Annotated in this window: 21 protein-coding genes and 1 pseudogene; 11 read left to right on the top strand and 11 right to left on the bottom strand. The window is 59.5% G+C overall.

The genetic code is table 11. The features are described from left to right. The first annotated feature begins 85 nt into the window (after positions 1-85). Entirely contained in the window at positions 86-802 is a 717-nt protein-coding gene (locus KUV52_RS16500) for a YebC/PmpR family DNA-binding transcriptional regulator (protein WP_222527044.1), read from the top strand. Positions 803-922: 120 nt separating this feature from the next. Here the strand turns inward: KUV52_RS16500 and KUV52_RS16495 are convergent, their stop codons facing one another. Both KUV52_RS16495 and KUV52_RS16490 read right to left on the bottom strand, forming a co-directional pair. Further along, positions 923-3,097, bottom strand: a complete 2,175-nt coding sequence (locus KUV52_RS16495) for an OmcA/MtrC family decaheme c-type cytochrome (RefSeq protein ID WP_222527043.1) — start codon at positions 3,095-3,097, stop codon at positions 923-925. A 284-nt stretch (positions 3,098-3,381) separates the two neighbouring features. Next, positions 3,382-4,836 carry an NAD-dependent succinate-semialdehyde dehydrogenase gene (locus KUV52_RS16490; RefSeq protein ID WP_222527042.1) on the bottom strand — a complete coding sequence of 485 codons (1,455 nt, stop codon included), beginning with the start codon at positions 4,834-4,836 and terminating at the stop codon, positions 3,382-3,384. A 154-nt stretch (positions 4,837-4,990) separates the two neighbouring features. On the opposite strand from KUV52_RS16490, the gene KUV52_RS16485 reads away from it, so the two are divergent. The 4 genes and pseudogenes from KUV52_RS16485 to KUV52_RS16470 all read left to right on the top strand — a co-directional run bounded on the left by KUV52_RS16485 (position 4,991) and on the right by KUV52_RS16470 (position 8,030). Next, the gene (locus KUV52_RS16485) at positions 4,991-6,487 is read left to right on the top strand and encodes a sulfotransferase (protein ID WP_222527041.1); all 1,497 of its coding nucleotides are present in this window, start codon (positions 4,991-4,993) and stop codon (positions 6,485-6,487) included. A 90-nt stretch (positions 6,488-6,577) separates the two neighbouring features. Beyond that, positions 6,578-6,799: pseudogene (locus KUV52_RS16480) on the top strand (RNA-binding S4 domain-containing protein); the annotation flags it as partial. A 94-nt stretch (positions 6,800-6,893) separates the two neighbouring features. Then, a complete protein-coding gene (locus KUV52_RS16475) occupies positions 6,894-7,235 on the top strand; it encodes a ribonuclease E inhibitor RraB (protein WP_222527039.1) in 342 nt (113 codons plus the stop codon). A 138-nt stretch (positions 7,236-7,373) separates the two neighbouring features. Further along, positions 7,374-8,030 (top strand): OmpA family protein, encoded by a 657-nt coding sequence (locus KUV52_RS16470; RefSeq protein WP_222527038.1) that lies wholly within the window; start codon positions 7,374-7,376, stop codon positions 8,028-8,030. Positions 8,031-8,069: 39 nt separating this feature from the next. Here KUV52_RS16470 and KUV52_RS16465 read toward each other — a convergent pair whose 3' ends face one another. Further along, complete coding sequence (locus KUV52_RS16465; RefSeq protein WP_222527037.1) at positions 8,070-8,618, bottom strand: dihydrofolate reductase family protein; 549 nt, start codon at positions 8,616-8,618, stop codon at positions 8,070-8,072. Between the two features lie 98 nt (positions 8,619-8,716). Between KUV52_RS16465 and KUV52_RS16460 the strand changes: the two genes are divergently transcribed. Beyond that, the gene (locus tag KUV52_RS16460) at positions 8,717-9,268 is read left to right on the top strand and encodes a TetR/AcrR family transcriptional regulator (RefSeq protein ID WP_222527036.1); all 552 of its coding nucleotides are present in this window, start codon (positions 8,717-8,719) and stop codon (positions 9,266-9,268) included. On the opposite strand, the gene KUV52_RS16455 is transcribed toward KUV52_RS16460, so the two are convergent. The 3 genes from KUV52_RS16455 to KUV52_RS16445 all read right to left on the bottom strand — a co-directional run bounded on the left by KUV52_RS16455 (position 9,265) and on the right by KUV52_RS16445 (position 12,491). Further along, entirely contained in the window at positions 9,265-10,068 is an 804-nt protein-coding gene (locus KUV52_RS16455) for a hypothetical protein (RefSeq protein WP_222527035.1), read from the bottom strand. The genes KUV52_RS16460 and KUV52_RS16455 overlap by 4 nt on opposite strands. Before the next feature lie 42 nt (positions 10,069-10,110). Further along, the gene (locus KUV52_RS16450) at positions 10,111-10,872 is read right to left on the bottom strand and encodes an alpha/beta hydrolase (protein ID WP_222527034.1); all 762 of its coding nucleotides are present in this window, start codon (positions 10,870-10,872) and stop codon (positions 10,111-10,113) included. Between the two features lie 287 nt (positions 10,873-11,159). Further along, positions 11,160-12,491, bottom strand: a complete 1,332-nt coding sequence (locus tag KUV52_RS16445) for a DEAD/DEAH box helicase (RefSeq protein ID WP_222527033.1) — start codon at positions 12,489-12,491, stop codon at positions 11,160-11,162. A 253-nt stretch (positions 12,492-12,744) separates the two neighbouring features. On the opposite strand from KUV52_RS16445, the gene KUV52_RS16440 reads away from it, so the two are divergent. Next, positions 12,745-12,942 (top strand): DUF2375 family protein, encoded by a 198-nt coding sequence (locus KUV52_RS16440; RefSeq protein WP_315900205.1) that lies wholly within the window; start codon positions 12,745-12,747, stop codon positions 12,940-12,942. Between the two features lie 15 nt (positions 12,943-12,957). Here KUV52_RS16440 and KUV52_RS16435 read toward each other — a convergent pair whose 3' ends face one another. After that, complete coding sequence (locus tag KUV52_RS16435; protein WP_222527032.1) at positions 12,958-13,314, bottom strand: glutaredoxin family protein; 357 nt, start codon at positions 13,312-13,314, stop codon at positions 12,958-12,960. Positions 13,315-13,418: 104 nt separating this feature from the next. On the opposite strand from KUV52_RS16435, the gene KUV52_RS16430 reads away from it, so the two are divergent. Continuing rightward, a complete protein-coding gene (locus KUV52_RS16430) occupies positions 13,419-14,315 on the top strand; it encodes a lysine exporter LysO family protein (protein ID WP_222527031.1) in 897 nt (298 codons plus the stop codon). A gap of 78 nt (positions 14,316-14,393) precedes the next feature. Here KUV52_RS16430 and KUV52_RS16425 read toward each other — a convergent pair whose 3' ends face one another. From KUV52_RS16425 to zntR, 3 genes are all read right to left on the bottom strand, one after another. After that, positions 14,394-14,684 carry a hypothetical protein gene (locus KUV52_RS16425; RefSeq protein WP_222527030.1) on the bottom strand — a complete coding sequence of 97 codons (291 nt, stop codon included), beginning with the start codon at positions 14,682-14,684 and terminating at the stop codon, positions 14,394-14,396. A gap of 87 nt (positions 14,685-14,771) precedes the next feature. Further along, positions 14,772-16,064, bottom strand: coding sequence for an SO_0444 family Cu/Zn efflux transporter (locus KUV52_RS16420; RefSeq protein ID WP_222527029.1), 1,293 nt, complete (start codon positions 16,062-16,064; stop codon positions 14,772-14,774). Continuing rightward, positions 16,061-16,465 carry a Zn(2+)-responsive transcriptional regulator gene (gene zntR / locus KUV52_RS16415; RefSeq protein ID WP_222527028.1) on the bottom strand — a complete coding sequence of 135 codons (405 nt, stop codon included), beginning with the start codon at positions 16,463-16,465 and terminating at the stop codon, positions 16,061-16,063. Before zntR ends, KUV52_RS16420 begins: the two co-directional genes overlap by 4 nt. 350 nt (positions 16,466-16,815) lie before the next feature. Between zntR and purH the strand changes: the two genes are divergently transcribed. Together purH and purD are read left to right on the top strand one after the other, a co-directional pair. Next, positions 16,816-18,408, top strand: a complete 1,593-nt coding sequence (gene purH, locus KUV52_RS16410) for a bifunctional phosphoribosylaminoimidazolecarboxamide formyltransferase/IMP cyclohydrolase (RefSeq protein WP_222527027.1) — start codon at positions 16,816-16,818, stop codon at positions 18,406-18,408. 210 nt (positions 18,409-18,618) lie between these two features. Continuing rightward, on the top strand, positions 18,619-19,902 hold the full coding sequence (gene purD / locus KUV52_RS16405) for a phosphoribosylamine--glycine ligase (RefSeq protein WP_222527026.1): 1,284 nt from the start codon (positions 18,619-18,621) through the stop codon (positions 19,900-19,902). 41 nt (positions 19,903-19,943) lie between these two features. On the opposite strand, the gene KUV52_RS16400 is transcribed toward purD, so the two are convergent. After that, positions 19,944-20,480, bottom strand: coding sequence for a hypothetical protein (locus KUV52_RS16400; protein ID WP_222527025.1), 537 nt, complete (start codon positions 20,478-20,480; stop codon positions 19,944-19,946). 153 nt (positions 20,481-20,633) lie between these two features. On the opposite strand from KUV52_RS16400, the gene KUV52_RS16395 reads away from it, so the two are divergent. Next, on the top strand, positions 20,634-21,008 hold the full coding sequence (locus tag KUV52_RS16395; protein ID WP_222527024.1) for a glutaredoxin family protein: 375 nt from the start codon (positions 20,634-20,636) through the stop codon (positions 21,006-21,008). Positions 21,009-21,047 lie beyond the last annotated feature (39 nt).

Below are 21,047 nucleotides of genomic sequence, written 5' to 3'. Positions count from 1 at the left end.
ATGACGCTGCGCATTTGCCCTGCACTGCTCAACTGGTAAACTCTTGCCCCGTTATCGTTAGAACTTAGACAGAGCGAGAATCCCGATGGGACGCAGTTTTGAAGTGCGCAAGGCCTCTATGGCCAAGACCGCTGGTCAGAAGACCAAGGTCTATTCCAAATACAGTAAAGAGATCTACGTCGTAGCGAAAAACGGCAGCCCGGACCCGGATGCAAACCTGGCGCTGCGCAGCCTGATCGAACGTGCCAAGAAAGACCAGGTACCCGGTCACGTTATCGACAAGGCCATCGAAAAAGCCAAAGGCGGCGCGGGTGAAGACTACGTCGCGGCCCGTTACGAAGGCTTCGGCCCGGGTAACTGCATGGTGATCGTTGACTGTCTGACCGACAACAACAACCGTACCTTTACCGACGTGCGCCAGTGCTTCGTAAAAACCAACGCCAAGATCGGCTCCCCCGGTGTTGTGTCCCACATGTTCGACCACCAGGCGATCTTTGCTTTCGCCGGTGATGATGAAGATGCGGTACTGGAAGCCCTGATGATGGCGGACGTGGACGTGACTGAAGTGGAAGTGGAAGACGGCATGACCACCGTATTCGCACCCAATACTGAGTACTTCAAGGCCAAAACCGCCCTGCAGGAAAGCTTCCCCGGCATCGAGTTCGAAGTGGAAGAGATCACTTTCGTTCCCCAGACCTACACCAAGGTTGAGGGCGATGACGTGGCCATGTTCGAGAAGTTCATCGCCATGCTGGAAGATTGCGACGACGTTCAGAACGTCTACCACAACGCCGAACTGTAAGCGTTGAATGGATCTGAAAAAGCCGGTCTCTGACCGGCTTTTTTATTGCCTAAAAAAGGGAGCCCGAAGGCTCCCTGGGAGGCCGACCGGTACTCGCTAGACCGGTCTGTAAGCAACCGTTTAGAACTGGTGCACGCCACCGTGGCACACGGCACAGCTCTCTACCGGCGGATTCTCAATCGCGTTGGCCGGATCCACAATCGCGCCTTGAGAAGCAGCGTGGGCGGCAACCGCATCAGACTCGTGGCAGGAGAGACAGGTGGTGGCGATCGGGGAGACCCGCTCATCACCATCAATGGTCACCTTGAAGCCCACTTTGCCTGAACGCAGCGCACCGGAGCCATCAAACCACTCGGAACTGACATGGCAGGCCTGACAATCGGTAAGCAGACTCGGGTAGTGGATGCCGTCACCATCAGGTGCATACTCGCTGTGATTGGAGTGGAACTTATGGACGTTCAACCCCAGTTCACGGGAGGAAGCACGGAAGTCGAGCACGTTTTCATTGTGGCAATGCACGCACTGCTCGATCTTATCCACACCATGGTGGCCCCGTTTGGCGTAGGCGATGTCGCTGTGGCAATCATTACACAGAGCAATGGAGACCACACCGCCTTCGTCGGTGGCAAAGCGAGGCTTGGCCACATCCGCATTGGCGGGGTTGGCAGTATCGAAGTAGACCGCCTCAGACTTCATCGCCAGAGAGGTGGTGTCATCGATCTCTGCTCCACAGGTCGCCAGGGCACCGGCTTGAGCACACAGCCGCACATCACCGATGATCACACCAGTACCGGTCACCAGTGCCGCAGGTGCGGTGGTGGTCGCGATATAGTGGGTACCGTTGAAGACGCCACTGTTGAAGTTCACGTAGCCAGTCCGGCTGCTGTCTGGCAGGGTGTAACGGTACGCCCAGGCGTAGCCGCTGTCTGCCTGGAAGTTAATCAGCCACTTCTGTGAACTGGAAACGAAGTCCAGGGTGGTCAGATCGCCAGTAAACTCGGCACCGTTGTAGAACACCTTGTAGCCAAAGCTGATGTCCACCAGTGTGGGATCACCCGCATTCGGTGCAATCGCAATAGTGGCCGGATCCACTTCGCCATAGAAGGCGTCACGCAGGTTGTTGCGGATACCGATCTCATGGGCCTGCATTACGCCGAGCGCGCCACTGCCGTGACAGGAGGCACAAGCGGCATCGTCCGCAACGGCGATGCCGTTGTGGTTTTCACCGGTGCGAGGATCGGTGTCGATGTGGCAAGCCACACAGGCGTCACGATAGATGTTATCGGTAAAGGCGGTGTTGCCTTCGTGACAAGCGATACAGTTGTTCAGTTCACCTGGGTAATGGATATTGCCCATGAACTCCAGCGCTTCGCCACTGAGGCTATCAGCGATGTGGCTACCGGCATGGAGACGATGCACCAGAACCGTCAGGTCCCAGTTACCTTCGTTCCAGCCTTCCGCCACTTGTTCTTCACTGGCTTCGTAGAAGGGGTTATGGCAGTTCACGCAGTTGCCCACACTCTGGTAGTTGTGGTGAGCGTGGATGTTGGTGATGATGCCGCCCTCTTCGCCGCCGTGGCAGGCCTGACAGGCACTGTCATCAACGATGTCGCGACCGCTGTCCGCCAGCACCTCATTGGTGGCAGGGATGTAGTCCAGACGATCGGACAACACCTTGTCGGATACGCCGTTACCCTGGCTGTCGACGATGTTGTAAGCCCGCAGCCAGACGCGGTGGGTCAGATCAAGGTCGTCACCCTCCAACAGAACCGGAGCCGGTGTATCAGCATGTTCCCAGGTACCGGTGTAGAGACCCGGTTCCACTTCCACCAGGGTACAGGCCTTATAGGTACGGCCTCTAACGGTGATCTCCCCACCACCCAGAGCACAATACATGGAACTTGCGCCGCTGCTTAGGTAGCTGTGGCTTGCCCAGGCGGTCGGCGGTCCGATATCGGTGTCATTGATGGTCAGGTGAGAGAGGTAGATGGCGACCCGATCCAGCCCAACAAAGGGGACATCTTCGCCTTGAGGATTCTTACCGGTGAATTCGAACTGAATGCCGAACTCATCGGTAAACTCAATGTTTTCCGGGGCAAGAACAAAAGTCAGATCAGAAGCCATTTCAGCGGTGGTGGCAAAACTGCCGGCTGGCAGGCCGGGTTCACCCGGAGGTCCCGGAGGGCCCGGAGGGCCGACTTCACCAGGAGCACCGTCTTTGCCGTCATCACAGGCAGACAATGAGAGAGCACTGACCAAAGCCAGCGCGATCAGATGGAGATGATTGGTGCGCATATTATCCGTCCTTAGAGTTGTTTTAACCCGTCACGTTCACACTCAAGCAACAAAGGTTGCACCATTTATGTAACACACCCATCCGCTCATATATTGACCTACTTGGTTTTATCTGAAGTGCGTTTAATCTGGATCAATTTTGACCAGTTCGAACCTCACAAAAACCGGAATTCATCCTCTTAGACCTTGGTAGAACCCGCCTAAAAGCCCTCTATCCACTCATGCTCAGGGCGAAAAAAAAGGCGCCATTAAGGCGCCTTTTTTTCCATGACGATGTGGGCTGATCAGCGGTCCATACCACCCAGACAGAGATACTTGATGTCGAGGTAGTCATCCAGGCCGTACTTGGACCCCTCGCGCCCGTGACCGGACGCCTTGATCCCACCAAACGGCGCTGCGGCATTAGAGAGAATACCGTCGTTGACCGCCACCATGCCGTACTCCAGTGCCTCACTGACCCGGAATACCCGGCCAATATCACGGCTGTAGAGATAAGCCGCCAGGCCAAACTCACTGTCATTGGCCTCGGCCACCACACTGGCCTCGTCATCGAACGGGATCAGCGGCAGCACCGGACCAAAAATCTCGTTGCGGGCGGCGGCCATTGCATTGCTGGCGTGATAGAGCACCGTGGGCGGGTAGTAGTGCCCCTGCTCCGGCACACGGGCAACGGTTTCCGCCTTCGCGCCCTGAGCCTCGGATTCCGCCACCAGGGCCGCCACCTTATCCACCGCAGCCTGGCTGACCAGCGGACCTATCTGAGTGCCCTCTTCCAGGCCATCTCCAACCACCAGGTTCGCTACCGCAGCACGCACCTTGTCGGCAAACGCCTCATACACCGAGCGCTGCACAAAGATGCGATTACTGCAGACGCAGGTCTGTCCCGCATTGCGGAACTTCGCCACCATCAAGCCCTTCACCGCTTCATCCAGATCCGCGTCCTCAAACACGATAAAGGGGGCGTTGCCGCCCAGTTCCATGGAGGTGCGCTTCACCCCTTCCGCACACTGAGCCAGCAACCGTTTGCCGGTGGCCGTTGAGCCGGTGAAGGAGAATTTTCGGATTACCGGGTGCTGGGTCAGCACCTGACCGATGGCAGGTGCATCTGTCCCCACCACCACGTTAAACAAACCATTCGGGAATCCGGCACGCTTGGCCAGTTCCGCCACGGCCAGGGCCGACAGCGGAGTTTCCGCCGCTGGCTTAGCCACAAACGCGCATCCGGCAGCCAGAGCGGGAGCGGCTTTGCGTACCATCATGGCGTTGGGGAAGTTCCAGGGCGTGATGGAGCCCACCACCCCCACCGGTTGCTTGATCACCAGCACCCGCTTATCCGGACTCGGGCCGGGAATCGTGTCGCCATAAACCCGCACAGCTTCTTCGGCAAACCACTTCACGTAGCTGGCGCCATAGAGGATCTCCCCGCGCGCTTCCGCCAGCGGTTTGCCCTGCTCCAGAGTCAGGATCCTGGCCAGATCGTCCAGGTGCTCCAGCATCAGATCATGCCAACTCATCAGCAAAGTGCTGCGCTGAGCGGCGGGCACTTTGGCCCAGGCTCTCTGAGCCCGGTCGGCCGCTTCCACCGCTTGAGTGGTCTCTGCGGCACCCGCTTCCTCCACCTCGGCCAGCGGTTCGCCATTGGCGGGGTTACTCACCGTAAAGCGAGCCGTCCCCGCCAGCCACTGTCCGTCCACAAAAGAGCGGGTACGCCATAGCCCGCTGTCCTGGATCCCCTTCATGTTGCTCTCCGTGTTCCTGTTTAAAGACAAAACTTTAAACACTTTGTTTAGAATTTAAAACTGCTTAATGGTTAAGGGATCTGGATTCAGGGGCAGAATTGGAACAACTTTTCCTTTATATTCATGGACTCAATGTCAACAAGGACTGCCATCCGTGGACTGGGAGCAGGGATACAACGCCGCCGGAGTCGCCCATCTGGTGCGCACCGCATTGGAGAAGGACGATCTCTCCACCGCCATCGATCTCTGCCGGGAGCTGAATCAACGTGCCTCAGGGTACGGGCCGGGCTGGCATCTGGCCGCTCAGATCGCCCTGAAACTGGATAATCCCGCTTCCGCACTGGCCATGGCCCAGCGGGCTGTCGGCTGCCAACCGGATCCTGTGGTCGAAATGCTGATCGTGGCGTGCCACTCCCGCTTGGGGCACTACCGTGAAGGACGCGCCGCAGCGCGTATTCTTGGCCACGCCCAGCCACCCCACCTGGCACTGCAGCGGGCCCAACTGCTTCTGGAACTGGGCTGTCCCGACGATGCCGCCGCGCAATACCGTTACCTGATCGACACTCAGGGCGCCAATCCGACGCTTCTTGCCGCTCTGGCCGACGCGCTCCGCCTGGCGGGCCGAATCGAGGAGGCAAGTGCCACACTGGATCAGGCGATCCAACTGGCACCCCATCAGGACGACCTCTGGGCCACCCGCGCCTTCCTGCAGCGTCAAAGCGAGTCCCATCACCATATCGATACGCTGCAGTTTGCCATCGCCCGCCGAACCTCCCCCTGCCCGGCGCTTCACTACGCCCTGGCTAAAGAGTGGGCGGATCTGCGCTGCGAAGAGGCCGCCTGGCAAAACCTCCATACCGGTGCTCAGCAACAGCAGCAGGCGCTGGGATACCAGGTGGATCGGGATCGCGCGCAGTTTCAGGCGATTCAGGCCCTGTTCCCTGCCCCGGGCTCCGGTCAGCCTCGTGCCTCGGAGCGCCCCAGGCCACTGTTCCTTGCCGGGCTTCCGGATGGCAGCATCGAAGCAATCGCCGATTACCTGTCTCAGCACGATCAGGTGGTGCACCTCGGCCCCATAAATCGCTTCCTGCCGGAACTGGAGCGCCAGCTCGCGCAGCAGGCCCGACTCAATGGCAAGCCACTTTGGGGCAGTAAAGCCAAACTGATGGCCAGCACCCAACTGGACCTTGAGCCTTTGGCTCAGGCCTATCGAAGCAGCCTCCCGCCGGAATCGGAAGGGGCACGCTGGGTGATCGACACCAGCCCCGGCCACGATCAGCATCTAGGCCTGCTGCTGCAGGCGCTCCCGGAAGCCAGGGCGATCCTGCCTCAAAGGCCATTGGCCAGCAGTGGGGCGGCGCTCTACCAGCAGTGGTTTGGCCCTGAACAGCCCTACAGCTACGATCCCACTCAACTGGGTCATTACCTGCTCGCGCATCGTCAGCTGATGGCGCACTGGCAGACTCGCCACCCGGAACAGTTGCTGGTTCTGGATATGGCGCAATCCGCCAGCGACGCCTCCCGGATGGTTTGGGACCACCTGGCCCTGACCCCGCTGCCCCCGCCGGCCAATTGGCCGATGACAACCCACTGGGGTGATCCGGACAAAGCGCTGCCGGAGTTGATCGCCGCATTGGTCTCTGAGTCCTGAGCCACAGGGGACAAAGCCCACTTTCCCCTTCGAACGGGGGCAGAAAACTCGCTATAATCCGGCCAACTGACTGTCTTTGAGAGCGCTGTTATGTCCACGTCCGTACTGGAACTCCATCCCGGTGACGAATTCATCGAGCTGTACAAAGTGCTCAAAATCGAAGGTTGGGTCGGCTCTGGCAGTGACGCCAAGATGCTGATCGCCGAAGGTGAAGTGCTGGTCAACCACGAAGTGGAAACCCGCAAGCGCCGCAAACTTGTTCCCGGCGACAACGTCATTTTTGGTGAAGAAGCCGTACTGATTCAGGCCAGCAGCCAACCGGCTCCCACCCCCGCTGCCAGCGACAAACCGGCCAAGCCGGCTAAGCCGAAGCGCCGCCCCAGTTTGAAATTTTAAGGAACCCCTCATGGCCTTTCCCAATGACGCCAATGGCGAGCTGCTAGCCCTGATGCAGGGCGAAGGCATCGATCTGTCCCAGTCCTACATGCTCGACTTCTATGTCATTTTTGGCAGCGAGAAGCAGGGCCAACTGGCGGCTGACGCCGTGGCTGAAGCCTTCCCCGGCGCCGGCATTTTCCTCAACCTGGCTGAAGAAACCAGCCAGTGGGAGCTGCGTCTTCAGCAGGAGATGGTGCCGGAGTACGACGCCATTACTGCCATCGAAAACCGCCTGGCCGAGCTGTCCAAACCCTTTAAGGGCAAAACCGACGGCTGGGGCATGCTTGAACCCGAAGAGGAAGACGAATAAGGTTCAGCTTTGGCTAAGGGCGTCATCTGACGCCCTTTTTATTGTCCCTATTCCGTCATTAGTCATGGTCAGTTCAGGCTTCGGCTGGCAGACTGTGACCAATTTTTGTGTTTATTTGCATCCTAAGGAGAGGTCTCGATGCGCACTCCCCTGATCTCTGCCCTGGTCGCCACCCTGTTTTTGGGCGGCTGTGCCAGCACTGATCCCTACACTGGCGAACAGAAAACCTCTAACGCCACCTCCGGTGCCGTTATCGGCGCAGTAAGCGGCGCGCTGATTGGCGCCGCCAGCTCCTCCAAGAGCGATCGTGGAAAGGGCATTCTGATTGGTGCCGCTTCCGGCGCCGCACTGGGTGGTGGCATTGGCCACTACATGGACCGTCAGGAAGCTGCCCTGCGCGAGAAACTGGCGGGTACCGGCGTTTCCGTAAAGCGCGATGGCGACCACATTCAGCTGGTGATGCCCAACAGCCTGACCTTCGATGTCGGCAGCAGCAAACTGCGTCTGCAGGCGATCAATGCCCTCTCTGGCGTTGCCATGGTAGTCAGCGAGTTTGACCAGACCAACATGGCCATCACCGGCCACACCGACAGCACCGGTGGCCGTGATCTCAACATGCGCCTCTCCAAAGAGCGTGCCGAATCCGTTGCCGGTGAGCTGCTGCGCCAGAGCGTCAGCGCCACCCGCATGAGCATCTACGGTGCCGGTCCGGATCAGCCCATCGCCAGCAACCAGAGCGAAACGGGTCGGGCGGAAAACCGCCGGGTAGAGATCGTTCTCACCCCCCGCACCTGATAACAAAAAACCGCGCTACGGCGCGGTTTTTTTTGCCCCTTAACGACGGCGGCGATAGTGGTTTTTGACCATGGCCCCCAGCAGCACTTCGCTGCTTACCAGTTCAAAGGCCTGCGGTTCAGCCAGCTCTCCAAACAGCGGCATGCCACCCCCCAGCACAATGGGGATCTGGGTGATGATCATCTCATCGACCAACCCCTCCTCCATAAAACCCTGGATGGTCTTGCCACCATCAATGTAAAGCCGTTGATGGCCCTGTTCCGCCAGTTGCGAAACCAATGCTCCGGGACTGCCAGGTTGCAAAGGGAACACCTTGCCCTCAAGGGCAGATGGCACACCAACCGCCGAGGTACTGACCACATACACGGGCTTCGGATAGGGCCATTGACGCTCCAGATCCAGGTCAAAAGCCAGTATGGCTTCATAGGTATTCCGCCCCATCACTAGGGCATCGATACCAGCCAGAAACTCGGCAAAGCCAAAGTCATTCCCCTCCGGGTTGGGAATGCTGTGCAACCAATCCACGCCCCCATCCTTGTCGGCGATGTAGCCATCCAGACTGGTGGCGATATAGACGATATTACTCATGGGTTCTCCCGTGGGATGTCATGGCCCCGACCTTGTTCCAAACCAGAAAGCGAATTATTCTACGCCGTAGAGTTTTTAAATCGTAGCGAGCCATACCCATGAGTGTCAAGACAGGAAAACGCGGACGGCCGAGTCAACTCAGCGCGGAGCGCATCGTCGAATGTGCCAAGGCGATGCAGGTGAAAACGGGAAAAATCCCGAGTATCCGGGCATTAAGTGCGGAACTGGAGGTGGACCCGATGGCGATCTACCACTACTTCCGTAACAAGTCCGCTTTGCTGGAAGCGGTCTGCCTCTCCCTGATAGAGGCGATCCATAACCCACAGGGCGAAGATTGGCGGGCAGAGATCGTGGCGCTCAGCCAAAGCTATTTGACGCTGCTGAGCACCCATCCGGGCCTGTTGGAAACCCTGCTGTCGATGACGGGCACAGGTCCCGCGCAGGTGTTTATTGAGCGATATGAGCGCGCCTTGCGTCCCCTGGTTCTGCCGCAGGAAACGCTGAACCAAAGCCGGGACCTGCTGGTGGACTACCTGCATGGCTACGCCCTGGCAATGCAAGGCAGTCAGGGCGCCCTGACCATCGAGCTGCTGGACGGGCCCCTGAGCTTCTGGATGCGGGCATTGGAGCGGGAAGCGGCCGAGGCTTAACGAGCCTTAGAGGTGGAACGGTTCACTTCGGTGGAGGCGCGTTGACTCCACCACCAGTACCCCAGCAGATAGAGGCCCGCCATCGAGAATGACGCCAGGGTACCCAGTCCGATGCCCAGCTTGGGATAGCTCTGTCCCACCGCCAGGGTGTAGACCACCAGACTGCCCGCACCATAGGGGTAGTGCTTGGATACGGTTTGTACCGGTGCCGTGCCGTAGCTGATCTGCAGCAGCAACATCAGCGGAAACAGAGTGATGGGGAAAGACGCCATCACCCCGGCCCAGGCGGGCGGCACCATGTCAGCTATCGCGGTAATGGCCACCACCAGCGTGGCCGCCATGGCTGCGCGGGCCCAAACCAGCCCCCAACCGGAACGCACCGCCACAAAGGGCGGGTCCGGCATACGTCGGGTCAACAGGATTGCGAGAGCGGCCGCCGCCAGTGCCACCAGGGCTCCCCACCAACCAATGGAGGGGGTCGCTTGCATCACGGTCGCCAGTGTCATCAGAGCGGTCAGCGCCAGCACCATGGGCCAGAGGCTGCGCCGACCAAAGCGGGCGGCGCTGAGGGTATAGGTCAAGGCAAAACCGGTGGTGGCAGCCAGTCCCAGCAAGCCATAGGGGGCAGCCTGAGCGGCAAAATCCGCGCCCTGCTCCAGCCCGTAGAACAGCAGCACAATGGCGGTTCCCAGGGGAAAGCCCGACAACACGCCGGCCCATCGCGGCCCCACCTTTTCCGCCAACCAGGCCAACCCGACCACCGCCAGCACTGCTGCGCCGACCTTTGCTAAAACCAACATCCCTAACCTCGACCACTTCCTCAGGACAGAAGCGGGACTCTATCAAAGCGCACCACATAAAGGGCTGAAAAAGGCGGCAAGGGATGCATTTGGCGCCAAACGGTTATGGTTACCGGGCAAAATCACCACTTGCGGTTCATCCAGCACTTCAATCAACGCCTCGCTGCGCGCTCGCGGTACGACCCGATCCGCCTCCGCCAGCACCACCAGGGTGGGCAAGTGCAGCGCCGAGGCCATCGGCACAATCTCGTACCGCTCTCTGAGCAACCAGGACACCGGGAAAAACGGGTAGTGATGACGGGCCAGGGCCACCATGCTGTCAAAGGGGGTAAGGAGCGCCAACCGGGACAGCGGGCGCTGGTGAGCCAGTTGGATCGCCACCGATCCCCCCAAGCTGCGCCCGATGGCGCTGGCCGTCTGATGCCCGGGAGCGAGCGCATCATAGATCGCCAGTGCCGCCGAATGGATGGCGGACTCCTCAGGTGTCCCTTCGCTGCCACCATAGCCGGGATAGTTCACCAGATAGAGGGTGCACCCCGGCAGCGATCTTGCCAGCGCAGCTTTGCCATAGATGACCGACTCTGCATTGCCGCCAAAATAGAACACCGCGTGGGCCTGGCCGGGGTTGGCCACCTCCACCACCATCTCACCAGAGGGGGTGGTGATTCGGCGCTGCTCCTCCGGAGCGGTCACCGGCGCGGAGGGGTAGTAGATAAGGCGGCGCTGATTCAGGGTCAGCATCAGACAGAGGCCGATATAGACCACCGCTGCCATCGCCAGCCAGCTTATCAGGGCCTCTTTCATCTCACCTCCGCTCCACACGCGTGTTGGGCGCCCGGTCCGGCGCGCCTCTTACAAGGATCGGTTATCTGGGGGAAAAGAGGTAAATATCCACCTGCTTTGCAGGTGGCTTTGATTAGCCCCTTTATCAGGGGGCAACTTTGTTTTTGGGGATGCCACAGGCATATGTACGCGAAAATATTTAGAAATCCCAACTCCAGGGGCAGAACCCGAGGAAACGATGACCCGTTACATAGGAGCGGGTTTAAGACTGACAACAAAAAAGGCCGCTCCTGAGAGCGGCCTTCTGATCATTCGTCGTCCACGGGTTCAACCGGTTTCTTCTTGATCATCATGGGCGCGTCGCCAATGTCCCGTAAGCCCCCGACCGGGCGCTTCACCTTCTTCGGCGCCCGCTTCTTCGGAGCCGCGGCTTTCTTCGCGCTGGTCGGCTTCTTGGATTGGGCCGGGCCGCGCTTGGGCTTCTCTGCCAGGCCTTTGAATTTGGCCTCCAGCCCCTCAATGGCTTCAAAAGCCAGAGGATGGTTCAGAAACGCTTCCAGCTTCTTAAAGCTGGCCCAATCTTTCGGACCGACCAGAGAGAAGGCATCGCCTTTGGCACCGGCACGACCGGTACGGCCAATACGGTGCACATACTCTTCCGGGTGCTTAGGCAGATCGAAATTAACCACGTGAGAGACCCGCGGAATGTCCAAGCCACGGCTGGCCACATCGGTGGTGATCAGCACCTTGGCTTTGCCCGCGGCAAAGTCCTGCATAATCTGGTTACGGGCTGCCTGGTTCAGTTCACCGGACAACGCCAGCGTGGTATGTCCCCACTCGCTCAGCAGGTTTGCCAGGCGGTCCGTGTCAGAACGGGTTGCGGTAAAGAGGATCAACTGGTTGATATCCTGCTTCTCCAGCAGCGCTTTGAGCTGGGCCTCTTTATGGTCCAAGTGGTCGGAAAACAGCATCCGATGATGGATGTCACTGTGGATCTCCGCTTCGGAATCGATGCGGATCCGTATCGCGTCGTTCAGCAGATCTGCGCCAAACTCGTTCACCGCCGCGTGGTCCAGGGTAGCGGAGAACATCAGGGTCTGGCGCTTACGGTGATCCGCCGCCTTGTGAATCGCCTGCAACTGGCTGGCAAAGCCCAGGTCCAGCATGCGGTCCGCTTCATCCAGAATCAGCAGTTCCAGACCGTGCAGGTAGAGGTGGCCATGCTCCAGATGGTCTGCCAATCGGCCGGGGGTCGCCACCACAAAATGGGGGTCACGGGCCAGCGCCTTGCTCTGCTGGTTGAAGTCCTCGCCCCCCAGGATCAGCAGGGATTTAAAGCTGGTATTGGCCACCACCAGACGCAGTTGACCATACACCTGCTTAGCCAACTCCCGGGTCGGCGCCAGAATCACCACCCGCGGGTCACGCTTGGACAGCGGCTTGTTGCGGATCAGGCGCTGCATCGCTGGCAACAGAAACGCCAGAGTTTTACCGGAGCCGGTTCGAGAGCTGGCGAGCAGATCCTTTCCGGCCATGGCGGCGGGGATCGCTTTTTGCTGAATCTCGGTGGCCTCATTGAAGCCCAGGTGCTCAACGGTAGCTAACAGACGCTTATCCAGCGCCAGCTGGGAAAACTGCAAGACAGACTCCAGGGAATTGAATGGTTAGGGGGCAATTATACCCGCTTGAGCGGGGGGCGCTATTTTGCGCGCAATTCAAACAGGACTCAACCTGCGTCAAACCTTTGTCGGCACAGAAAAGCCTTTCCATGTTGTGGATAAAGTTCTCAGATCTCTCATATTGTTATGCTTTTGTTGGTAATGTTGTGGAACAATGGCTTGCGCTTAAAACTGTTGGCCAGGTATCGCCGACATTTTGACAGGGGGGAATCAAGTGGACGTAAAGGATGTGACAGTGCTGTTCTTCGACGGCGACGAGTCGCTGGTGATGAAGAGGGCCGTACTCCGGGGGCTGCCGAATCATTCGGGTGGCCGCGTGCGTCTGCCGGAGCACTTCCGCGACGGCAAAGTGATTGTCGCCGTGTTGGAGGGTGAAGTGAAAGTGCTGAGCCTGGCGGGAGACCGGTTCTGACTCAGCGGCAATCGATTACTGTGCCTCCGGAGCCAGTATCCGGTTGAGCTCTGATGGACGGTGTCCCCGAATCACCTCCCCTTTGGCCAGAACCAGAGGGATGCCGTGCCCGCCAAACTGAGCGAACTCGTGGGCCGCTTCCGGGTTTTTCTCCATATCCAGTTCCACAAAAGTCTGCCCCCGGGCAGTCAGGTACTCGCGGGTCGCCGCACACGCCGGGCACCAGGCCGCGCTGTACATCACCACGTCACTGTCATGAGCATCGTTAAAGGATTGGGCCAGACGATTCCCCGCCCCCAGTTGGTAAACTGAAAAGCCCATCAACGCCAGCAACATCACCCCTGCCAGCAAAGCCGCGCCCATCTTTCCCATTGATTACCTCATTTGTTTCACTGTGTTACCAGGCCGATACCCGGCTTGAGGATGGTATACCAACTTGATAACCTTGCCGCGCCTTTTTTCACCGGAACTCGAACGTGGACACCCTGGTTATCCTCTCCCCATTGGTGCTGGGCTACCTTATCCCCCTGCGCCACCGTCCCACGCTGCAGCTGATCGATCGCGCGCTGACCGCCATCGTCTACCTTATCCTCGGCCTGATGGGCGTTGGCCTGGGCAGTATGGAGAACCTGGCCGCCGAGCTCGGTGGCATCCTCGCCCTAACAGCCACCCTGATCGGCCTGACACTGGCCGGGAACCTGGCCGGCCTGCCCCTGGTGGATAAACGCTGGCCCTTGAGTCTGGGGCAGGAGCAGGGCGAGGTGCGTACTCTGGCCATGGTGGTGGAATCACTGCAATTGGCGGGTGTCGTACTGGCCGGATTCCTGCTGGGGCTGCTGTTCCCGCAATCCACCAGCCACATCGAGTCCGGCGTGAACATCATCCTGATGGGGCTGCTATTACTGATCGGCATCCAGCTACGCGCGTCCGGTATGAGCCTGCGTCAGATCCTGCTCAACCCCCGCGGCCTGGCCATCGCCGCCATGGTACTGGGCACCAGTCTTCTGGCTGGCGCCATCACCGCCTGGATATGGCAACTGCCGACCCATCATGGCCTAGCGCTTGCCGCTGGCACCGGCTGGTACTCCCTCTCCGGTGCCCTGGTCAGCGCCAAGCTCGGCCCCGCCATGGGTTCCGTCGCGTTTCTTTCCGACCTGTGCCGTGAGTTGATTGCCGTCATTCTGATCCCGCTGATGATGCGCAGAACCCCCGCTTCCGCCATCGGTTACGGTGGTGCCACGGCGATGGATTTCACGCTGCCGGTGATTCAAAAGAGCGGCGGTCCTCAGACGGTACCGATCGCCATTGTCAGTGGCTTTGTTCTGAGCCTCGCGGGGCCGGTGCTGATCCCCTTCTTCCTGTCGCTGGGTTAGCCGAAAACCCGGACAGGCAGCATTAGCCAGCCATAAAAAACGCCGGGCATGCCCGGCGTTTCTGATTCTGACAGCCTCTTACTCAGGTTTGGCGGCCTGCTGGCTGCAGCGCCATCCCCAGCCTTCCTGCTTCTCGACAAAGTTTGCCGCACGCTGTTCGCAGTACCCTTCGCTGTTCTGAGCACTCCAGAGGATCTGGCTGCCCTCAGCCTTGGTGTAGTGCACTTCGCAAGGCAGCGTCCCGCCCTCCGGGTATTGCACTTCAATCACGCGCTCGGCTTTGCCCAAGGCACAGTGATAAACGATGGACTCAGCGGCCAGGGTGGGGGTGGCGACCAGCAGTGCGGTCAGCAGGGTGATCCCTTTCATGGAGAAACTCCTTGTACGGCAATTCCGGATGGGGTTAATGATCATTTCGGGCGACCAAAGTCGCCCGAAACTTGACCCTGAAGCCTATCAGGCCATGGAGGGTCGGGCGGGGAGCCACTTGTCCATCATGGCTTTGATCATCAGGACAGCCAGCAATACGCCACTGCCATAGACCAGCCAGTGCGGCAGCATGCGGTGCTCTTCACCCACCAGGGGCATCACCTTGAAGCCAAACTCCGCTACCGCGTAGTCCACGGCAAAACCGAACAGCATGGCAGTGCCAATCACACCAGTCAGGTAAGCCCACAGAGCCCGTTTACCCAGTTCGTTACGCACGACACCCAAGGTGGCGATGTTGGTGGCGGGTCCCGCCATCATAAACACCAGTACCGCACCGGGGGACACACCGGCCAGCAACAGGCCCGCCGCAATCGGGGTGGAGGCGGTGGCGCAGATGTACATCGGGATGCTCACCAGCACCATCACCGTCATCGCCAGGATCCCGTCCCCCCACTGGGAGAGGAAGGAGGCCGGCACAAAGGTGTTGACCAAAGCGGCAAAGAACAGACCCACCAGCAGCCAGAGGGTGGTATCGCGCACCAGGTCGGTCGAGGCATAGTGCACGCCGCTGACCAGCTTACCCACCACGCTTTGCCCCGCCGGTAACTCAGGCTCGGTTCCGCAGCAGCCCTCATGCGCCGCCTTGCTGTTGACCGTTTTGCTGGAGCAGCAACCGGCGCTTTCCGGTTTGGTTTCTTCGACCTTTTTGCTGGCGCAACAACTGCTGGCCTTGGCCTCCACCACCGGTGCCGCTTTGCTGGAACAACAGCTGCTGGCCTTGGCCTCCACCACCGGTGCCGCCTTGCTGGCGCAGCAGCTGGAGGTCGGAGCCGCCATCAGACTGGGGCTGTCTCCCTTGGTCGGGGTAAATTTCGGCGTCGGCTTGGCCTCCGCTTCAGGGTTGGTGTCCGGGTTATCCCGACCCACCAGAAGCCCCGCCACAATGGCGGACACCACTGCCGTGATGGGACGAACCACCGCCATAAAGGGGCCGAGCAAAACGTAGGAAACGGACACAGAGTCCACGCCGGTCTCCGGCGTTGCCACCAGAAAGGCGGTGGTGGCGCTCTTGGAAGCGCCGGAGCGACGCAGCCCCACCGCAGCCGGGATCACGCCACAGGAGCACAACGGCAGGGGAGCACCAAAGATGGCGGCCTTCACCGTCGGCTTAATGCCGTGCCCACCCAGCTGCTTCTGCATCCAGCTCATCGGCACAAACATCTTGATCATCCCCGCCATAAACAGGCCCAACAGGAGCCAGGGGGCGGAGTCGAGGAAGAGATCGAGGAAGTTAAGCGCCAGCTCGGTCAGGGTGTTCATTGACGCACCTCCAACGCTTCAAGGATGGAGCAGTGTTCAGCGCTTTCCGGCCCGCCGCAGCAGGCATCAGCCAACTGCTGAAGGGAATCCCGAAACTGAGTCAACTCAGCGATCTTCTGTTCCAACTCAACCACTTTTTTCTCCACGATCCCTTTAACGTCCTGGCAGGCCCACTTGGCCCGACTTGCATCGATCACCAACAACTCCTGGATCTGGGCCAGGGAGAAGCCCACCGCTTTAGCCCGCAGAATAAAGCGCAGCTTGACCTCATCCTCATCGTTGTAGAGGCGATAACCGCTGTCACTTCGGCCGCTGGGCGACAGCAAGCCGTGTTTCTCGTAGTAGCGCAGGGTGTCCGTTTTAATCTCAAACCGCTGCGCCAGTTCACCGATGCGATACATACGCACTCCAAAAGGCTTTTAACTCTGGAATTATAAACCTTGGAGTTTGGTCAAAGGTCAAAGGTTTTTATGCGCTCTGGGCAATCGATGCAGAAAAAATCGCGATGGGTCCGGAAACGGCGCTGATCTGATGAACAATTTTGCGTAGAATACGCGCGCATCAGCGGGCGCGACGAAACGAGGGTATTTCGCCAAGCGCTATCCGACTTTGATCAGGAACAAAGTCGGGCCATTTCGGGCAGCAGGCCCCAAATCGGTTTGGCGAAATATCTTCACCATAATAAAGCGCCATCAATCCGGAGCTGACTTCGGGGCGAATGGCCAAACCGCCAAAAAGGACTCTGTACCCTATGAACGCACCCCGCCCGATCCGTCGAGCCCTGCTGAGTGTCTCCGACAAAACCGGCATCGTCGAGTTTGCCCGCGCCCTCACCGAGCGTGGCGTAGAACTCCTCTCTACCGGCGGCACCGCCCGCCTGCTGGCCGACTCTGGCCTGAACGTCACTGAAGTGTCCGATTACACTGGCTTCCCCGAAATGATGGATGGCCGGGTTAAGACCCTGCATCCCAAAGTTCACGGTGGCATTCTGGGCCGTCGCGATCAGGACGATGCCGTAATGGAAACCCACGGCATTCAGCCCATCGACATGGTTGTGGTCAACCTCTACCCCTTCGCCCAAACCGTCGCCAAACCGGGCTGCACCCTGGAAGACGCGGTGGAGAACATCGATATCGGTGGTCCCACCATGGTGCGCTCTGCGGCCAAGAACCACAAAGACGTGACCATCGTGGTGAACGCCCACGATTACGACCGCGTGATCGCTGAGATGGACGCTGGCGAAGGCTCCCTGACCTTCCAGACCCGTTTCGATCTGGCCATCGCCGCTTACGAGCACACCGCCGCTTATGACGGCATGATCGCCAACTATTTCGGCCGCATGGTGCCGAGCTACGGCGACAACAAAGAGGGGGATGAAGAGTCCGTTTTCCCCCGCACCTTCAACCAGCAGTTCATCAAGAAGCAGGACATGCGCTACGGCGAGAACAGCCACCAGCGCGCCGCTTTCTACGTGGAAAAGAACGTACAGGAAGCCTCCGTTGCCACCGCCGTTCAGTTGCAGGGTAAGGCGCTCTCCTACAACAACATCGCCGACACCGATGCGGCGCTGGAGTGTGTGAAAGAGTTCGACACCCCGGCCTGCGTAATCGTGAAGCATGCGAACCCCTGTGGTGTGGCTCTGGGCAGCAACATTCTGGAAGCCTACGACCGCGCTTTCAAAACCGACCCCACCTCCGCTTTCGGCGGCATCATCGCCTTCAACCGTGAGCTGGATGGCGACACTGCCAAAGCGATTGTGGACCGTCAGTTTGTTGAGGTGATCATCGCGCCGAGCATCTCCGACGCTGCCAAAGCCGCCGTTGCCGAGAAGAAAAACGTGCGTCTGCTGGAGTGTGGCCAGTGGGACAACAAGACCACTGAGTTCGACACCAAGCGTGTGAACGGCGGTCTGCTGGTGCAGGATCGCGATCAGGGCATGGTGACTCTGGATGACGTCAAAGTGGTCTCCAAGCGTCAGCCTACTGAAGCCGAACTGAAGGATCTGATGTTCTGCTGGAAAGTCGCCAAGTACGTGAAGTCCAACGCCATTGTGTACGCCAAAGACAGCATGACCGTGGGCGTGGGCGCGGGTCAGATGAGCCGGGTCTACTCCGCCAAGATTGCCGGTATCAAAGCCGCCGACGAGGGTCTGACCGTACCGGGTTCCGTGATGGCCTCTGACGCCTTCTTCCCCTTCCGTGATGGCATCGATGCGGCCGCAGAAGCGGGCATCAGCTGCGTGATTCAGCCGGGCGGCTCGATGCGCGATCAGGAAGTGATCGATGCGGCGGACGAGCATGACATGGTGATGGTGTTCACCGGCATGCGCCACTTTAAGCACTAAGACGCTTGCTTCTGTCGTGCTTTGCGGCGTTGGCCGGTGTCCTCGACCTCCTCATTTGCAGCAGCAAACTGCGGGGTCTGTGGAGCGGCCGCCTAGCACTGCATCGACATAAGCTGCGCTTGAGTCCGGGGCTCCCGGACTCGATGCCCCATTTCGTGCCCTTCAGCCTCAACTGAAGGGCCAGCCCTAAGGACAAACAGGGAACAGATGATGAAAGTATTAGTGATTGGCAGTGGTGGTCGTGAGCATGCGCTGGCGTGGAAGGCAGCCCAGAACCCGGCGGTAGAGTTGGTGTATGTGGCGCCGGGCAACGCCGGTACCGCCACTGAGCCGAAACTGCAGAACGTGGCAGTATCCGGCAATGAGGATCTGGTGGCATTTGCCAAAGAGCACGGCATTGCGCTGACCATCGTTGGCCCCGAGGCGCCGTTGGTAGAGGGCGTAGTTGACGCCTTTGAAGCGGCCGGGCTGACCATTTTCGGCCCCAGCGCGGCGGCTGCCCAGCTGGAAGGCTCCAAGGCCTTCACCAAGGATTTCCTGGCCCGCCACGCCATTCCCACGGCGGAGTATCAAAACTTCACCGAGGTTGAGCCGGCACTGGCCTACCTGCGTGAAAAGGGCGCGCCCATCGTGGTTAAAGCCGACGGTTTGGCAGCCGGTAAAGGGGTCATCGTGGCGATGACTCTGGAGGAAGCGGAAGCCGCCGTTGAAGACATGCTGGCGGGCAACGCCTTTGGCGACGCCGGTCACCGTGTGGTGATTGAGGAGTTCCTCGAAGGCGAAGAAGCCTCCTTTATCGTGATGGTGGATGGCGACAACATCCTGCCGATGGCCACCAGCCAGGATCACAAGCGCGTTGGGGATGGCGATACCGGCCCCAACACCGGCGGCATGGGCGCCTACTCCCCCGCTCCGGTAGTCACTCAGGCGATCCACGATCGCATCATGGCCGAGGTGATCCGCCCCACCGTGGACGGCATGAAAGCCGAAGGCCACCCCTACAAGGGTTTCCTGTATGCGGGCCTGATGATCGACGCCGATGGCACCCCCAAAGTGATCGAATACAACTGCCGCTTCGGTGATCCGGAAACCCAGCCCATCATGCTGCGGATGCAGTCTGACCTGGTGGAACTGTGCCTGGCCGCCTGCGACGGCAAGCTGAACGAGAAAACCGCCGAGTTCGATCCCCGCGCCGCCGTGGGTGTGGTTCTGGCTTCCGGTGGCTACCCCGCCAGCTACGAAAAGGGCTTTGCCATCGCCGGCCTGCGTAACGACTACGCCGAAGGTGAGAAGGTGTTCCACGCTGGCACCAGTGAAAAAGAGGGTGCCATTGTGAACACCGGTGGCCGTGTGCTCTGCGCGACTGCCCTGGGTCACACCGTAACCGAAGCCCAGCAACGCGCTTACGCTCTGGCGGACGAAATCAGCTGGCAGGGGATGTTTACCCGCCGCGATATCGCCTACCGCGCCATTGCCCGAGAGCAGCAGGGCTAATCCTGTTCCTCCATCAAAAAAGGCCGCGTTTGCGGCCTTTTTTAATCCCGGTAACGATCGGGTTCAAACAGGGCTTCGTCCAGAAGGGTGAAGAACCCCTCCTCCTGTGACAGCTGCACCTCGGCAGTCACCTGTACCGCTTCGTCAAAATCATCATCCAGATCAATCTGCACACTCACACTCGCGGATTGCACCTGTTCCCGGATGAGCGCCTCCTGAAATCGTCGAATGGCGTCTTTACCAGCCTCATCCAGCGACAGCAGGTATTGATAGCGCGGCTCCGCTTCCGGGCTGAACCAGCCTCCGCTGACCTCAAACTCCCGAAAAGCGTGCTGCTGCACCGAGCCGGCAAACAGTTGCTGCTGACCGTCCTCCATGTCTGCACCCAACTCCAGACGGGTCGCGGCCAGATTAACCGGAACATTCCGATCCAGCGTCAGCCTTAAGCGCAGCGCTTCCGGCTCAAGGGCAAGAAAATCATCCCGATCAAATCCCGCCATCCTGACCATGGTGGTGATCGGCACCGACATGCATCCCATCAGGGCCAGCAACAGCCCCACCACTATCCCTTTTCGCATCCTGCGGCTCTCCCTTCTGCCTGGCGGTTTCCGATAACTTAATGTCAGCTGGATCGACGCACAAGTAGTGAGCGATTCTCATCCTCACCAGTAGCCTGCCCCCTCCACAAGTGTTACCCTGCGCGCACTTTTGATCAGTTTGCGAGGTTTGTCATGTTTGTGATCCGATGGATTCTGGGCCGCATCGTGCTGCTGGTAAATGCCCTGACGGCCCCGAAACGGGCTGAGCGTCCCGCACAGGTTCAGGCCGAGCTGGATCAGGCGATGAGCCGTTACAGCCTCTACCAGTATGACGCCTGTCCCTTCTGCGTGAAGGTGCGCCGTGCGATGCGCCGCAACAACTTCAACATTGAGTTGCGGGACGCTAAGCAGGAGCCCCACCGCAGTGAACTGCAAGCCGGTGGTGGTCGTCTGATGGTGCCCTGTTTGCGGATTGAAGAGGGCAGCGAAGTGCGCTGGATGTATGAATCCAGCGACATCATCGCCTACCTGGAAGCGCAGTACGGCGACCAGCCTCAGGCCGCCTGAGTTTCTGGACTGGGGCCCGACTCCTCCGGGCTCCGGTCC

The sequence above is a fragment of the Ferrimonas balearica genome, from assembly GCF_019802055.1.
GTDB classification, from domain to species: domain Bacteria; phylum Pseudomonadota; class Gammaproteobacteria; order Enterobacterales; family Shewanellaceae; genus Ferrimonas; species Ferrimonas balearica_A.
Note: the sequence above shows the minus strand (reverse complement) of the source record. Positions and strands in the feature narration are given on the sequence as shown.

Bases quoted from the DNA above. Each gene is read 5' to 3' on its own strand.
- KUV52_RS16500 (WP_222527044.1), top strand. From the start codon at position 86: ATGGGACGCAGTTTTGAAGTGCGCAAGGCCTCTATGGCCAAGACCGCT.
- KUV52_RS16495 (WP_222527043.1), bottom strand. From the start codon at position 3,097: ATGCGCACCAATCATCTCCATCTGATCGCGCTGGCTTTGGTCAGTGCT.
- KUV52_RS16490 (WP_222527042.1), bottom strand. From the start codon at position 4,836: ATGAAGGGGATCCAGGACAGCGGGCTATGGCGTACCCGCTCTTTTGTG.
- KUV52_RS16475 (WP_222527039.1), top strand. From the start codon at position 6,894: ATGGCCTTTCCCAATGACGCCAATGGCGAGCTGCTAGCCCTGATGCAG.
- KUV52_RS16470 (WP_222527038.1), top strand. From the start codon at position 7,374: ATGCGCACTCCCCTGATCTCTGCCCTGGTCGCCACCCTGTTTTTGGGC.
- KUV52_RS16465 (WP_222527037.1), bottom strand. From the start codon at position 8,618: ATGAGTAATATCGTCTATATCGCCACCAGTCTGGATGGCTACATCGCC.
- KUV52_RS16460 (WP_222527036.1), top strand. From the start codon at position 8,717: ATGAGTGTCAAGACAGGAAAACGCGGACGGCCGAGTCAACTCAGCGCG.
- KUV52_RS16455 (WP_222527035.1), bottom strand. From the start codon at position 10,068: ATGTTGGTTTTAGCAAAGGTCGGCGCAGCAGTGCTGGCGGTGGTCGGG.
- KUV52_RS16450 (WP_222527034.1), bottom strand. From the start codon at position 10,872: ATGAAAGAGGCCCTGATAAGCTGGCTGGCGATGGCAGCGGTGGTCTAT.
- KUV52_RS16435 (WP_222527032.1), bottom strand. From the start codon at position 13,314: ATGGGAAAGATGGGCGCGGCTTTGCTGGCAGGGGTGATGTTGCTGGCG.
- KUV52_RS16425 (WP_222527030.1), bottom strand. From the start codon at position 14,684: ATGAAAGGGATCACCCTGCTGACCGCACTGCTGGTCGCCACCCCCACC.
- KUV52_RS16420 (WP_222527029.1), bottom strand. From the start codon at position 16,064: ATGAACACCCTGACCGAGCTGGCGCTTAACTTCCTCGATCTCTTCCTC.
- zntR (WP_222527028.1), bottom strand. From the start codon at position 16,465: ATGTATCGCATCGGTGAACTGGCGCAGCGGTTTGAGATTAAAACGGAC.
- purH (WP_222527027.1), top strand. From the start codon at position 16,816: ATGAACGCACCCCGCCCGATCCGTCGAGCCCTGCTGAGTGTCTCCGAC.
- purD (WP_222527026.1), top strand. From the start codon at position 18,619: ATGAAAGTATTAGTGATTGGCAGTGGTGGTCGTGAGCATGCGCTGGCG.
- KUV52_RS16400 (WP_222527025.1), bottom strand. From the start codon at position 20,480: ATGCGAAAAGGGATAGTGGTGGGGCTGTTGCTGGCCCTGATGGGATGC.
- KUV52_RS16395 (WP_222527024.1), top strand. From the start codon at position 20,634: ATGTTTGTGATCCGATGGATTCTGGGCCGCATCGTGCTGCTGGTAAAT.